The following is a 14109-nucleotide window of genomic DNA, read 5'->3' as shown; positions in this document are numbered from 1 at the left end:
CATGAAACTCGCCGACAACAAATCGACCCTGTCCTTCTCCAACGGCAGTCCCCAGGTGGAGCTGCCGGTGTACCAGGGCACCATCGGTCCCGACGTGATCGACATCCGCAAGCTGTACGCGCAGACCGGCATGTTCACGTACGACCCGGGCTTCATGTCCACCGCCTCGTGCCAGTCCGCCATCACCTACATCGACGGCGACAAGGGCGAGCTGCTCTACCGCGGCTACCCCATCGAGCAGCTGGCAGAAAAGTGCGACTACCTGGACACCTGTTACCTGCTGCTGAACGGCGAATTGCCCGACAACGCGCAGCGTGACGATTTCCACCAGCTTGTGACCAACCACACCATGGTCAACGAGCAGATGCAGTTCTTCCTGCGGGGCTTCCGCCGCGACGCGCACCCCATGGCCGTGCTGACCGGCCTGGTGGGTGCCCTGTCGGCCTTCTACCACGACAGCACCGACATCCATAACCCCGAGCACCGCAACATCGCCGCGATCCGCCTGATCGCCAAGATGCCCACGCTGGTCGCCATGGCCTACAAGTACGGCCTGGGCCAGCCCTACATGTACCCGCAGAACAACCTGAGCTACGCGGGCAACTTCCTGCGCATGATGTTCGGCACGCCCTGCGAGGAATACAAGGTCAACCCGGTCATCGAAAAAGCGATGGACCGCATCTTCATCCTGCACGCCGACCACGAGCAGAACGCCTCCACCTCCACGGTGCGCCTGTGCGGCTCGTCGGGCACCAACCCGTTTGCCGCCATCGCGGCCGGCGTGGCCTGCCTGTGGGGCCCCGCGCACGGCGGCGCCAACGAGGCGGCGCTGAACATGCTCTACGACATCCAGAAGCAAGGTGGCGTCGAGAAGATTGGCGACTTCATCAAGCAGGTCAAGGACAAGAACAGCAACGTCAAGCTGATGGGCTTTGGCCACCGCGTGTACAAGAACTACGACCCCCGCGCCAAGCTCATGCAGGAAACCTGCAACGAAGTGCTGGAAGCGCTGGGCCTGCAAAACGACCCGCTGTTCGCCCTGGCCAAGGCGCTGGAAAAGATCGCGCTGGAAGACGAATACTTCGTCTCCCGCAAGCTCTACCCCAACGTGGACTTCTATTCCGGCATCGTGCAGCGCGCCGTGGGCATCCCGGTCAACCTGTTCACCGGCATCTTCGCGCTGGCCCGCACCGTGGGCTGGATCGCCCAGCTGAACGAGATGATCGCCGACCCCGAGTACAAGATCGGCCGCCCGCGCCAGCTGTACGTCGGCTCGCCGCGCCGCAACGTGCCCTGATCGGCGCGCCTTTCGGCTCAGAAAACCCGCCCGCGTGGCGGGTTTTTTTATGGCCAAACGGGCCTAATCGCTTCACTTTCGATAGCTGCCACCGCACTGTGCACCAGCGCTGGCAGCCAGTTTCATTGAATTTCCGCATGCCCCTGCCATTCCGGCCGGGCAAGGATGCGTGCGCCGCGTGGGTGCGTGGGTGCGTGGGTGCGTGGGTGCGTGGGTGCGTGGGTGCGTGGGTGCGTGGGTGCGTGGGTGCGTGGGTGCGTGGGTGCGTGGGTGCGTGGGGCAGCGTTGGCTTGGAAAGGCACATTGCATCCGTCGCCGCGGGGCGCGGGCGCCGCAGCGGTGAAGCGCTGCTTCGTAAAGTTATGCAATGCCGCGCCCAGCCCTTGAATTTCGTTGTGTTTAGATATATCTTCGCTACATCTTCAACGAACCCAAGGAAAGCAACATGCCTCCCCATCACCATCACCACCATGCCCCGCACCAAGCCCACGGCGACGACTTTGGCATGGGCTCGGGCCACGGCCCGGGCCACCATGGCCCGCGTCATGAGGAACAGCATCGGGCGCGTCGGCGCGAACGCATGTTCGAAGCCGGGGGCCTGCGCCTGCTGGCGCTGCACCTGATCGCCCAGCAACCCAGCCACGGCTACGACCTGATCCGCGCCGTGGGCGAGCTGGTGGGCGGCGACTACCAGCCCAGTCCCGGCACCATGTACCCCACGCTGAGCGTGCTGGTGGACATGGGCCACGTCACCGCCACCGAGGCCGCCGGCGGCCGCAAGCAGTACGCGATCACGCCGGAAGGCCAGGACGCGCTGGCCGAGCAGGACGAGGCGCTGCAGCAGCTGCTGGCGCGCCTGTCCGACGGCCGCAAGCACGAGCGGCATCAGCGCCCCGCGCAGCTGATTCGCGCGCTGGAGAACTTCCGTACGGCCTTGCGCCTGAAGCTGGACGGCCGCCCCGGCCACCCGGCCGATCCGCTGACCGAGGCGCAGATCAAGGCACTGGCGGCGGCGCTGGACCAGGCCGCGCTGCAGATCGAGCAGGTCTGAGGCTGGCGCGCGAAGGCGCCAGGCCGCCGGGCTGACCAGCCCTGCGCTGCGCGACTGGGCCTGTGCCGGTCGCAGCGCGCGGGCCCGCCCCGGTGCCGATGCAAGGCGCAGCGCTTACACCGAAAGCTGGGCGGCAGCCACGCCACATCGCCCAGCGATAGAGGCCGACAGGACACTGCCTGTCGGCCCTTTTTTATGCGCGCTGCCACAGCAAGGTGCGCAACCCAATGGGAATGCGACCCAGCGTCGCTTGGCATCAAAAATGGGCACTGGCGCCCGCCCATCCTACGCCAGCAGCTATGTATTTATGAGTAGTTTGGCGGGCGAAGCGCTGGCCCAAGCTGCCGTTCAGGCTCTTTGGGTTCGCGGTAGACGGCGCAGATCTTGTTGCCCGACGGGTCGCGCAGGTAGGCGATGTACATGCGCCCCGGCTTTTCGCCGCGCCAGCCGGGCGGCTCTTCACAGGGGGTGCCACCGTGCGCCAGGCCCGCCGCGTGGAACGCGTCTACCTGGGCCGTGCTGGCGGCGGCAAAGCCGATGGTGCCGCCGTTGGCGTGCGTTGCCGCCTGGCCGTCGATGGGCGTGCTGACCGAAAACGTGCCGCCCGCGCCGCGCCAGAAGTAGCGGTGCCGGTTGGCCACGCCGGGCGCGGTGCCCAAGGGGGCGAGCACGGCGTCGTAGAACTGGCGCGATACCTCCAGATCGGCGGCGCCGAGCATGACGTGACTGAACATGGTGTCTCCTTTTCGTTGTGCGTGCGCCCGGCGTGGGGCCTGCGGCGCGTTGGCCCTTGCCTCGCTTCACAGGCAGCGGGCGGGCGGGATCGCCGGTATCGTAACGGGCCGCTGGGGCGCCACTGAATCCATCGCGGCCCAGCGCAGATTGACGACAGGCTGCCTGACCGTAGGGCGCCTGACAAGCCATATGACGAAGCGGCGCGGGGGATTTGCCAACATCCCTGTCTCTGACGATGTCGCGCTCCGAGACGGCGAAAGCCGCTCTAGAAGAATCCTTATAAAAACAGGCTCTGGCGCCCGTCCCACCTGCGCTGGCAGCTACTCTTTTTGAAGCATCTGGCAGTCAGCAGACGACAACCTCGTCAGCTCAACCCGCCCCGCCTCAGCCCCCGCAAGCCTCAACGCGGCCGCGTCAGCCGCGCCAGGACGAAGCACACCGCCAGCGTGGGCAGCGCCGCGCCCCAGCCCGGCAGGTATTTGGGCAGCAGGTGGAACAGCGCCACGCCGCCCAGCCACAGCCCCACCGGCACCCAGTGGACGCTGGCTGTGCGCTGCAGCGCGGCGGGAATGTCTACGCCCAGCGCCAGCCGCCCCAGGATGACGCCGAACAGCGGCACGAAGACCGAGCTGAGCAGCAGCAAGAACGGCTCCAGGCTGTGCATGGGCAGCAGCAGCGCCAGCACCGTGCTCAGCGCTGCGACCAGCAGCCCCCAGGCGCGCACCGACAGGCGCGGCCACAGGCTGTGGGCCGACACGGCGCCCGAATACGCATCGCCGTAGGCGTTGTCCACCTCGTCGATCAGGATGAGCGACAGCGCAATCAGCCCGCCCTGAGCCAGCAGCAGCGCGGTGACCAGGTCTTGGCTGGGCAGCGTCAGCGCCACCAGCACGCCCAGCGAATAGCACCAGATGTTGGCCACCGCATAGCCCAGCCAGGTGCCGCGCAGTGCGCTGGCGCCGCGCTTGCCGTGGCGCGCGTAGTCGGCCAGCAGCGGCAGCCACGAGATCGGCATGGCGATCACCAAGTCCAGCGCGGGCAGCACGCCCAGGCCGCCCTCGCCCTGGCGCTGCCAGATCTGCTGCAGCCCCTGGGCGTTGGCCATCGAGAGAAACTGCCACGTCAGCCACAGCAGCGACAACACCACCAGCGGCAGCGCCACGCGCGCGATGAGGCGGCGCACCAGCTGCACCATCGACCCGCTGATCAGCAGCGCGACCACGCCACCCCACAGCAGCGTGGCAGCCACCGGCCACCCGCTGGCGGCCATCGCGCCGGACTGGCGGCCGATGGCCACCGTGGCGTCGCGCATCACCACCAGCTCGAACGTGCCCCAGCCCAGCAGCTGCACGATGTTCAGCACGATGGGCAGGCCGGCGAAGTGGCGCCCGTACACGGCGTGCATCAGCCCCGCGCTGGCCAGGCCGCTGTCGCAGGCCAGCTTGGCCACCCAGCCCAGCAGGCCCGCGCCAATGACCGAGCCCGCCACGATGGCCAGCAGCGCCTGTTGCGTGCCCATGGCGGGCATCAGGTAGGCGCCCATCTGCATGACCAGCAGGCCCACGCCCAGGCTGAACCACAGCGAAGCGTGGTCGTGCCAGCCGAACACGCGCTGGCTGGCGGGCAGCGGGGCCAGCGCCTCGTTGGAGGCAGGTTGGGATGAAACGGCGGTGCTCATGCGGCGGATTCCTTGCGGCACAGCACAAGGAGCGCCCCGGCCCTGCGCAGCGTTGGCAAGGCGTGGTGGAGCGGGCTTCCCTGCGCGAGGATGACCTCAATCAGGTTCAAAGGGACTCTCTCAGCCCACGCACCGGCTGCGGCGCGGGGCACCCCCAGCGAAAGCCGCCCTCAGCGGGCGGCGTGGCGATTCTGCCATGCGGGGCGCGGCGGGCTGATGGGCGGGGCGAGCGCCGCTTTGCGGCCCACGCTGCGGCGCCAACGCTGCGATGCCCACGCTGTGAGGGCGGCGGCCCGCAGGCGGATCCAGCAGGCAATGGCCTCAGCCGCGGATCAGCCCCGGCTCAGTCAGCGTCCAGATGCTCCAGCGCGAACAGCGGCACCTCGGCCTGGCGGCTCAGCCACAGGCCGCCACCCAGCTCGCGCGAATGGGCGCGCAGGCCGCGGCGGTACAGCTCGGCGCGGTGGCGGAACAGGCGCGCGTCGGTCAGCTGCTCGTCGATCACGTCGCGCTCGTAGTCTTCGCGCGACACCGCTTCCACGTACAGCGCGCCCTGGCTCAGGCGCCCCAGGTTGGCCAGCGCGCGGCGCAGATCGGGCGGGCTGAGGTAGGGCAGCACGCCCTGGCAGATGACCAGGTCAAACGGCGCGTCGGCGGTGTAGTCGACCACCGAGCCGCGCTGCCAGCCGTAGCGATCGCACAGGTAGTCGCTCAGCTCCACGCCCTGGTAGCTGGCCTGCGGAAAGTGCCGCGCGATCAGCCCCTGCCACAGGCCGATGCCGCAGCCCACGTCCAGCACGCGGCGCACCGGCACGCGCAGGTACTGCAGGTAGGCGCCCACGAACGCGCCCAGGCGGTCCATGTGCGCGGGGTCGACCACGCTGGTCTTCTTGTCGAAGTAAAAGCGCTGGTAATACGCTTCGTCAAAGGTGGCGGCGGGGGCAGATTGCATGCGGCGTTGGGCAATTCAGGCAGTTCAGGCTGGGGGGCACGGGCGGCTCAGGTGCCACCCAGCTGCGCTACCGCCGCCTGCAGCGCGGCCAGCTGGGCGGCCAGCTCGTCCACCCGGGCCTCCAGCGCGGAAATACGGTCATTTTGGCCTGTAGCGCCCGCTGCACCTGCGCTGGCAGCTATCGTATTTGAAGCAACCGCCGCCTCCACCGGCCCGCACAGCAGGTGGGCGATGCGCGCCTCGCGCTCGCCCGGCGCGCGCGGCAGCACCACCACCAGCGGGCCGCCTTTTTCGGCGGGGCGTTCGGCCAGCTCGTTCAAGAAACCCTCTACCGACGAGATGTCGGCAAAGCGGTGCCAGCGCTCGGCGTTGATGCGCAGCTCGCCCGCCGTTTGCGGGCCGCGCAGCATCAGCAGCCCCAGCAGCGCAGCAGACTGGTCGGGCACCTGCAGCACGCGCTGCGCGTTGTGTTCGTAGCGGGCCACGCGGCTGCCGTGCGATTCGATCACCAGGCCCAGGCGCTTCAGATCGTCCAGCGCTTCCTGCGCGTCGGCGTCGGTCAGGCTCATCACCGGGTCGCGGCTGCTTTTCTGGTTGGCTCCGGTCACCACCAGGTTCAGCGACAACGGGTAGGTGTCGGGCACGGTGCGGGCTTTTTCCATCAGCGTGGCCAGCACGCGGGCTTCGTTGGGGGTCAGGGGGCGCAGACTCATCGCCCAAGCATAGCGGGCCGCGCCAGTGCGCTGCCCCCGCTGATGGCGCAGGGATAATCGCCCGCGCATGAAGAACATCGTCATCCTGATTTCTGGCGCGGGCAGCAACATGGCCGCCATCGTGCGCGCGGCCGAGCGCGAACACTGGGCCGACGCGCCACCGCGCGGCCTGGGCGCGCGCGTGGCGGCGGTGATCAGCAACCGGCCCGACGCCGCCGGGCTGGCGCTGGCGCAGGCCGCGGGCATCGCCACCGCCGTGGTGGACCACCGCGCCCACCCCAGCCGCGAGGCCTTCGACACCGCCCTGGCCGCAGCGATCGAGCCGCACGCGCCCACGCTGGTGGTGCTGGCGGGCTTCATGCGCATCCTCACGCCGGGCTTTGTGGCGCGCTACGCCGGGCGCATGCTCAACATCCACCCCAGCCTGCTGCCCGCGTTTCCGGGGCTGCACACGCACCAGCGCGCCATCGACATGGGCTGCCGCGTGGCCGGCGCCACCGTGCACCACGTCACCGCCGAGCTGGACCACGGCCACATCGCCGCGCAGGCCGTGGTGCCCGTGCTGCCCGGAGACACGGCCGACACCCTGGCGGCGCGCGTGCGCACGCAAGAACACCTGATTTACCCGCGCGCCGTGGCCGAAACGCTACGCAATCTGTAGCTGCCAGCGCCCGTGCCACGGGCGCCAAGGCCCGTTTTAGCCACCCAGAGCCCACAAGAGCAGGCACCGCCCACGCCAACCGGCAGCCCGCCCCGCCCGCAGGAGACACCCCATGGAACGCGCGCAATTCATGCACCTGCTGCGCCTGTCTGAGCAGGCCAGCGCCGAAAACCCTGGCGCGTACCGGCGCAGCGTGGGCGCCTTTGCCGCGCTGGGCTATGTGTGGGTGCTGGGCTGCGTGGTGGCGGCACTGGCGCTGCTGGGCTTCGTGGGCTGGCAGCTGCTGCGCGGCGGCGGCTTGAGGGGCTACTACGTCTGGCCGGTGCTGGCCGCGGGCGCGCTGCTGCTGGCCAGCCTGCGCGCGCTGTGGCTGCGGCTGGACGCCCCGGACGGCGAGGTGCTGCGCCGCGAAGATGCCCCGGCCCTGTTCGACTTGATCGAGCGCGTGCGCGCCAAGGTGCAGGGCCCGCCCGTGCACCAGGTGCGGCTGGATGGCGACTTCAACGCCAGCATCGTGCAACTGCCGCGCTGGGGCGGGCTGGGCGGCAGCGTCAACCACCTCACCGTGGGCCTGCCGCTGCTGATGGCGCTGGACGCGCGGCGCCTGGGCGCAGTGCTGGCGCACGAATACGGCCACCTGCGCGGCGGCCACGGGCGCTTTGCCGCGTGGATCTACCGCAGCCGCCTGGCCTGGGCGCGCCTGCACGAGGGCCTGCGCGCCGACCCTGGCCCCGCCGGCTGGGCCACCAACGCGTTTCTGGGCTGGTACGTGCCGCGCTTTTCCGCCCGCACCTTCGCGCTGGCGCGCCAGGACGAATACGAGGCCGACCTGGCCTCCGCCCAGGTGGCGGGCCGCACCGCTGCGGGCGCGGCGCTGGTGGAAATCGCCGTCAAATCCGCGTGGTTGAACGCCGAATTCTGGCCCGCGCACTTTCGCGCTGCCGCCACAGCGCCCACGCCCGTCGGGCCGTACGGCGCCATGCGCCGCCTGCTGGCGCAGGCGCCCCCAACCGCCTTCGCCCAGCAGGCGCTGCGCAGCGCGCTGAAAACCCTGCCGGCCGTAGACGACACCCACCCCGGCCTGCGCGACCGTCTGGAGGCGCTGCAGGCCCCGGCCAGCCTGCCCGAAGCCTGGTCCACACAGCCGGCCATGGCCCTGCTGGCCGACCGGCGCCGCTGGGTTGAAAAGTTCGACCACCACTGGTGCCGCGACCACGCCACCGTCTGGAAGCGCCGCCACGCCTACCTGGCGCGCGTGCAGCAGCGCCTGCAACAGCTCAAGGGGGGCGCCGGCAGCGCCAGCGCCGCCCAATGGTGCGAAATGGGCGGCCTGCTGCTGCGGCTGGACCCCACCGGCCGCGGGCCGGAAGCGCTGGCCTGCTTTGAGCGCGCCCTGACCCAGTCGCCCGGCCTGGCGCTGGCCCTGCGCGGCAGCGCCGCCACCTTGCCCGCCGATGCGCCGCAGCGCCTGGCGCGCCTGACTGAGCTGCACGAAGCCAGCCCCGGCGACCGCTGGTGGGCCGCGCAACAGGCCGTCGCCCTGCTGGAGCCGCAGCTGGCCGCCGGCACCACCGACCTGCCCACCCTGCAGGCCTGGCGCCAGCGCCTGAAAGCGGCCGAACAAGCCGAGCAAGCTGCCTGGCAAGAGCTGACCGAATCGCCCTTTGCCAGCGGCGCGGCGGCGCACGACCTGAACGAATTCGAGCTGGGCGAGCTGCGCGCCGACCTGGCCGCCTACCCGCACGTCGCGCAAGCCTGGCTGGTGCGCAAGAGCATCCCGGCCTTCCCCTGGCGGCGCGCCTACCTGCTGGTGCTTTCGCTGCCCGATCTGGGCGACGAAGACCGCTTTGCCCTGTGCCGCGAGCTGGAGCACACGCTGGACCTGCCCGGCACCGTGCTGGTGGCGTGGCGCGAGCAGGCCGACGCGCTGGACGACGTGGTGCGCCGCATCGCCCGCAGCCCCACCTACCCCGAGCCCGCCTGAGCCGCCCCGGGCTACAGCTACAAAAAAACTAGCTTCTGGCGCAGGCTGGACAAGCGCCAGCGCCTGTTTTTGCACTCAATCCAGTCGCCACGGCGCTGGCGGCCAATGCGACAATCGCACCATGCATCCCAAAGCCCTGCTGGAAGAAACCACCGAACTGGTGCGCCGCGTGCTGCTGCTGGACCACCCGGCCGACGCCGTGGTCTCGCGCTACTTTCGCGAACACCGCAACCTGGGCCCGCGCGAACGCGCCACCCTGGCCGAAACCGCCTACGCCGTGCTGCGGCGCAAGCGGCTCTATGAATTTCTGGCCCGCTCGGGCAGCGGCCCGCAGCCGCGCCGCCTGGCCATCCTGGCCTTTCAAGCCCCGCGCGACTTTCTCAAGCAGGCGCTGAACGAGCCCGAGAAAGCCTGGCTGGACGCCTGCGACGCCGCGGGCGACGCCGACCTGCTGCCCGCGCACCACCACAACCTGCCCGACTGGCTGGCCGACAAACTGCAGGCCGAGCTGGGCCAGCCCGAGCGCGACGCCCTGGCCGCCGCCCTGCTGGACGGCGCGGCGCTGGACTTGCGCGTCAACACCTTGCAAGCCAAACGGCCTGAAGTGCAGGCAGAGCTTGCGAAGGCCGCTATTCAATCCGAAGCAACGCCGTACTCGCCCTGGGGCCTGCGCCTGAAGGGCAAGCCCGCGCTGCAGAAGCTGGACGCCTTCACGCGCGGCGCGATCGAGGTGCAGGACGAAGGCTCGCAACTGCTCGCGCTGCTGCTGGACGCCCACCGCGGCGAAATGGTGGCCGACTTCTGCGCAGGCGCTGGCGGCAAGACGCTGGCCATCGGCGCCACCATGCGCAACACCGGGCGGCTGTACGCGTTCGACGTATCGGCGCACCGGCTGGCCGCGCTCAAGCCCCGGCTGGCGCGCAGCGGCCTGTCCAACGTGCACCCCGTGGCCATCGCGCACGAGCGCGACGAACGCATCAAGCGCCTGGCCGGCAAGATGGACCGCGTGCTGGTGGACGCCCCCTGCACCGGCCTGGGCACCCTGCGCCGCAACCCCGACCTGAAATGGCGCCAGTCGCCCAAGGACGTGGCCGAGCTGAACGCCAAGCAACTCGCCATCCTGAGCAGCGCGGCGCGCCTGGTCAAAGCCGGCGGGCGGCTGGTGTACGCCACCTGCAGCATCCTGCAGTCTGAAAACGAAGACGTGGCCGCCGCCTTTGGCGCAGCCCACCCCGATTTCGAGCCACTGAACGCAGCCCAACTGCTGACGGCGCTGAAGGTGGAAGGCGCCGAGGCCCTGTGCGCCCCCGACGCCGAAGCCGCCGGCGTGGCGCCGGGCAGCTACCTGCGCCTGTGGCCGCACCGCCACCACACAGACGGCTTCTTCGCCGCCGTGTGGCAGCGCCGGGGCGGCTGAGCCGCTTGGGCGGGTCGTTGCCGCACGTTGGCGGAGCCGCAAGTCACCCTTTCCTCCGTCGCCCGCAGCGACCAAGCGGCGCGCGCCGTACGGGCCAAATCAGCGGCGGCGAAGGGCAGATGGGCAGTGACGTACCGCCCGCTCGATGAATGACCGCATCCGTGCCTGAATCAGCGCCCTCCCACCGAATGCCCGCCACGCACCTGCTGGGCGCGGCGCTGGCGGTGCTTTGCTACGCCGCAGCGCTGTACTTTCTCGCTGCCACCACATCGCTCTACGACGACTATGTGCCCGGCATCCGGGCGTTGCGGAGGGGGGTCTGGCCCAGCGCGTTTTGGCTGGTGCCGCTGGCCATTGCATGGGCTTCGCGCTCGGCCACCTGGGCGCGCACTTCGGTGCTTATCAGCGCGGGGGCGGTGCTGTCTTGTGGTCTTCTGCTGGCGCTGGTGCTGGTGCATAAGGCCGCACCCGGCACTCGAGTGCACGCCGATGATCGCAGCTTGGCCAGCACGGTGCGCGTGGCGCTAGTGCACCCCTCTTTCTCGAACCGATCGACGGGCACCTTGGTGGGCGGTGCGGTGGGCGCGGCGATCGGGCTGGGCCTGTCGATGGCGCAGGTGCGCCGCTGTAGACGGACCGCGCCGGCCTCCGAGTCGCGCTGAACGCCCAAGGCCATCGGCCATCGCCTGTAGCACTTGCACACACGGGTTTCAACCGAGCGCCGGCAGCCGGCGGCCCACCTCGTGCAGGGCTTCTACCGGTGCGCGGCGCATAGCCTCGCTCCTAGAATGCCGAGACGGCTGGCGAACCTTTGGCGCTGCCGGCACTCGAACAGGCTGCAGCGCGGCAACGCGCTCCTGCGGCGGCCAGCCCGGCCTGGGTGGCAGCCCTCTTTTTCTTGACCCGGACACCCCTGCGCATGGTAACGTTTTTGGATTCTGCAGTTTTCAGTTCGCTGCTGAACTGGGCGGCGCACGGCCTGCTGGGCTGGGCTTGGTGGCAGGTGCTGCTGCTCGGGCTGGTGTTGACGCACATCACCATCGTCAGCGTCACGCTGTACTTGCACCGCCATTCGGCCCACCGCGCGCTGGACTTGCACCCCGCGGTGCAGCACTTCTTCCGCTTCTGGCTGTGGCTGACCACCGGCATGACGACCAAGGCATGGACGGCCATCCACCGCAAGCACCACGCCAAGTGCGAGCAGGCCGAAGACCCGCACAGCCCGCAGATCCACGGCCTGCGCAAGGTGCTGTGGCAGGGTGCCGAGCTGTACCGCGCCGAGGCGCTGAACGCCGACACCATGGCCCGCTTTGGCCATGGCACGCCCGACGACTGGATCGAGCGGCACCTGTACAGCCGCTATTCCGTGCTCGGCGTCAGCCTGCTGCTGGTGATCGACGTGCTGCTGTTTGGCGCGCTGGGCGCCGCGCTGTGGGCCATGCAGGCGGGGTGGATTCCGTTCTGGGCAGCGGGCGTGGTCAACGGCGTGGGCCACTATTCGGGCTACCGCAATTTCGAGGCGCAGGACGCCTCCACCAACCTCGTGCCCTGGGGCATCCTGATCGGCGGCGAAGAGCTGCACAACAACCACCACACCTACCCCACGTCGGCCAAGTTCTCGGTCAAGCCGTATGAATTTGACGTGGGCTGGCTCTACATCAGCGTGCTGAGCCGCCTGGGCCTGGCCAACGCCAAAAAAACGGCGCCGCGCATGGCCTTGGGCGAAGTGCGCCCCGTGGCGGACGAGAAAACGCTGGAGGCCATCATCGCTCACCGCTACGAGCTGATGGCCGGCTACGCCCGCCACATGCGCGAGGTGTTCGCCCAGCAAACCCACTCAGCCAGCCGCAGCGGCGCCCTGCAGGCAGCCCGCCGCTGGCTGCACCGCGACGCCGACAAAGTGCCCGCCGCCGCCGTGCCCCAGCTGGCCGAAGCCCGCGCCGCCTACCCCGTGCTGGACAAGATGGTCACCATGCGCGAAGAGCTGCGCCAGCTGTGGCTGAACACCGGCCGCACGCGCGAGCAGCTGGTGACCGATCTGCAAGCCTGGTGCCGCCGCGCGGAGGAAAGCGGTATCGCGGCGTTGAGCGAGTTTTCGCTGAAGCTGCGTGCGGTGCGTGTGGCGGGGTGATCGTGGTTTGACGCGCTGCGGAGGCCGACCTCCGGCAGTTCGCGCTGCCAGCCGGCTGGCGCTTTGCGCGATGGTTGCCACCGGGCTCGCTATGAATTCAGAAGCTGCCAGCGCTGATGGGGCGGGCGCTGGCGGCACATTTGCCTCAAAAAATTAAAGCCCGCTGAGGAGGGCTGCCGTGCATCGAATCGACCCGGACGCCCCTTCAGCGGGCTTGTTCTGGTTGCGCGGGTTCGGGCACCGGGGGGCCTACAGGCGCCGCCCCGGTGCAGCGAACCGCGCAGCGCTTACTTCAGCGCCTTGACCACCGCCTCACCCATCTCGCGCGTGCCGACCTTGGTGGTGCCTTCGCTGTAGATGTCGGGTGTGCGCAGGCCTTCGGCCAGCACGGCTTTGACAGCGTTTTCCACGCGGTCGGCGGCTTCGGGCTGGGCCAGCGAGAAGCGCAGCATCATCGCCGCGCTCAGGATGGTGGCCAGCGGGTTGGCGATGCCTTTGCCCGCGATGTCGGGCGCGCTGCCGTGGCTGGGTTCGTACAGGCCCTGCTTCTTGTCGTTCAGGCTGGCGCTCGGCAGCATGCCGATCGAGCCAGTCAGCATGGCCGCTTCGTCGCTCAGGATGTCGCCGAACATGTTGCCGGTGACGACCACGTCAAACTTCTTGGGCGCCTTGACCAGCTGCATGGCGGCGTTGTCCACGTACATGTGGTCCAGCGCGACGTCGGGGTATTGCTTGCCGACTTCGGTGACCACATCTTTCCAGAACTGGAAGGTTTCCAGCACGTTGGCCTTGTCCACGCTGGTCACGCGCTTGCTGCGCTTTTGTGCGGCCTGGAAGGCGACGTGGGCGATGCGCTCGATCTCGGGGCGCGAATAGCGCATGGTGTCGAAGGCTTCTTCGGCACCCGGAAAGTGCCCGTCGGTAGCCGTGCGGCGCCCGCGCGGCTGGCCGAAGTAGATGTCGCCCGTCAGCTCGCGGATGATGAGGATGTCCAGCCCCGCGATCAGCTCAGGCTTGAGGCTGGACGCGCCCACCAGCTGCTCGTAGCAGATGGCGGGGCGGAAGTTGGCGAACAGGCCCAGCTCTTTGCGCAGGCCGAGAATGGCCTGCTCAGGGCGCAGCGGGCGGTCCAGCGTGTCGTACTTCCAGTCGCCCACGGCGCCGAACAGCACGGCGTCGGCCTCTTTGGCCAGCTTGAGCGTGGCGGGCGGCAACGGGTGGCCGCTGGCCTCGTAGCCCGCGCCGCCCACGGGCGCCTGCTCCATCTCCAGGCCCAGATCCAGCGCGTTGAGCACCTTCACCGCCTCGGCCACGATCTCCGTCCCAATGCCGTCACCCGGCAACACTGCGATTTTCATGTTGATTTACTCTACTTTTGATAGCTGCCGGCGCTAGTGCGACCAGCGCTGGCAGCCAATTGGATTGATAAACGACAGGTAAAGCGCTCTGAGCTTATCGCAAGGCCAAGAACCACTGATTGCCCGCAAGCG

At 69.2% G+C, this 14109-nt stretch carries 12 protein-coding genes; 7 read left to right on the top strand and 5 right to left on the bottom strand.

Features of this window, described 5'->3' with window-relative positions; translation table 11 throughout:
• Nucleotide 1: 1 nt before the first annotated feature.
• Together gltA and C6570_RS08450 are read left to right on the top strand one after the other, a co-directional pair.
• A complete protein-coding gene (gene gltA / locus C6570_RS08460; RefSeq protein WP_106702812.1) occupies nt 2–1297 on the top strand; it encodes a citrate synthase in 1296 nt (431 codons plus the stop codon).
• A 445-nt stretch (nt 1298–1742) separates the two neighbouring features.
• Nucleotides 1743–2348, top strand: a complete 606-nt coding sequence (locus tag C6570_RS08450; protein ID WP_106702811.1) for a PadR family transcriptional regulator — start codon at nt 1743–1745, stop codon at nt 2346–2348.
• 305 nt (nt 2349–2653) lie between these two features.
• Here C6570_RS08450 and C6570_RS08445 read toward each other — a convergent pair whose 3' ends face one another.
• The 4 genes from C6570_RS08445 to C6570_RS08430 form a co-directional block, all read right to left on the bottom strand.
• Nucleotides 2654–3082, bottom strand: a complete 429-nt coding sequence (locus tag C6570_RS08445) for a VOC family protein (RefSeq protein ID WP_106702810.1) — start codon at nt 3080–3082, stop codon at nt 2654–2656.
• A gap of 401 nt (nt 3083–3483) precedes the next feature.
• Entirely contained in the window at nt 3484–4761 is a 1278-nt protein-coding gene (locus tag C6570_RS08440; protein ID WP_106702809.1) for a purine-cytosine permease family protein, read from the bottom strand.
• 343 nt (nt 4762–5104) lie between these two features.
• Nucleotides 5105–5713, bottom strand: coding sequence for a class I SAM-dependent methyltransferase (locus C6570_RS08435; RefSeq protein ID WP_106702808.1), 609 nt, complete (start codon nt 5711–5713; stop codon nt 5105–5107).
• A 47-nt stretch (nt 5714–5760) separates the two neighbouring features.
• The gene (locus C6570_RS08430) at nt 5761–6426 is read right to left on the bottom strand and encodes a YceH family protein (RefSeq protein WP_106702807.1); all 666 of its coding nucleotides are present in this window, start codon (nt 6424–6426) and stop codon (nt 5761–5763) included.
• A gap of 67 nt (nt 6427–6493) precedes the next feature.
• Between C6570_RS08430 and purN the strand changes: the two genes are divergently transcribed.
• The 5 genes from purN to C6570_RS08405 all read left to right on the top strand — a co-directional run bounded on the left by purN (nt 6494) and on the right by C6570_RS08405 (nt 12619).
• Nucleotides 6494–7087, top strand: a complete 594-nt coding sequence (gene purN / locus C6570_RS08425) for a phosphoribosylglycinamide formyltransferase (RefSeq protein WP_106702806.1) — start codon at nt 6494–6496, stop codon at nt 7085–7087.
• Nucleotides 7088–7199: 112 nt separating this feature from the next.
• Entirely contained in the window at nt 7200–9071 is a 1872-nt protein-coding gene (locus tag C6570_RS08420) for a M48 family metallopeptidase (RefSeq protein WP_106702805.1), read from the top strand.
• A gap of 121 nt (nt 9072–9192) precedes the next feature.
• On the top strand, nt 9193–10488 hold the full coding sequence (locus C6570_RS08415) for an RsmB/NOP family class I SAM-dependent RNA methyltransferase (protein ID WP_106702804.1): 1296 nt from the start codon (nt 9193–9195) through the stop codon (nt 10486–10488).
• Between the two features lie 188 nt (nt 10489–10676).
• Nucleotides 10677–11150, top strand: a complete 474-nt coding sequence (locus C6570_RS08410) for a hypothetical protein (RefSeq protein WP_106702803.1) — start codon at nt 10677–10679, stop codon at nt 11148–11150.
• Nucleotides 11151–11407: 257 nt separating this feature from the next.
• Nucleotides 11408–12619: a DesA family fatty acid desaturase gene (locus C6570_RS08405; protein ID WP_106702802.1), complete on the top strand. Its 1212-nt coding sequence runs from the start codon at nt 11408–11410 to the stop codon at nt 12617–12619.
• Between the two features lie 287 nt (nt 12620–12906).
• On the opposite strand, the gene leuB is transcribed toward C6570_RS08405, so the two are convergent.
• Nucleotides 12907–13977 carry a 3-isopropylmalate dehydrogenase gene (leuB, locus tag C6570_RS08400; protein WP_106702801.1) on the bottom strand — a complete coding sequence of 357 codons (1071 nt, stop codon included), beginning with the start codon at nt 13975–13977 and terminating at the stop codon, nt 12907–12909.
• Nucleotides 13978–14109: the final 132 nt, after the last annotated feature.

Source organism: Ottowia oryzae (assembly GCF_003008535.1).
Taxonomy (GTDB): domain Bacteria; phylum Pseudomonadota; class Gammaproteobacteria; order Burkholderiales; family Burkholderiaceae_C; genus Ottowia; species Ottowia oryzae.
This window is presented reverse-complemented; position numbering and strand designations above follow the sequence as displayed.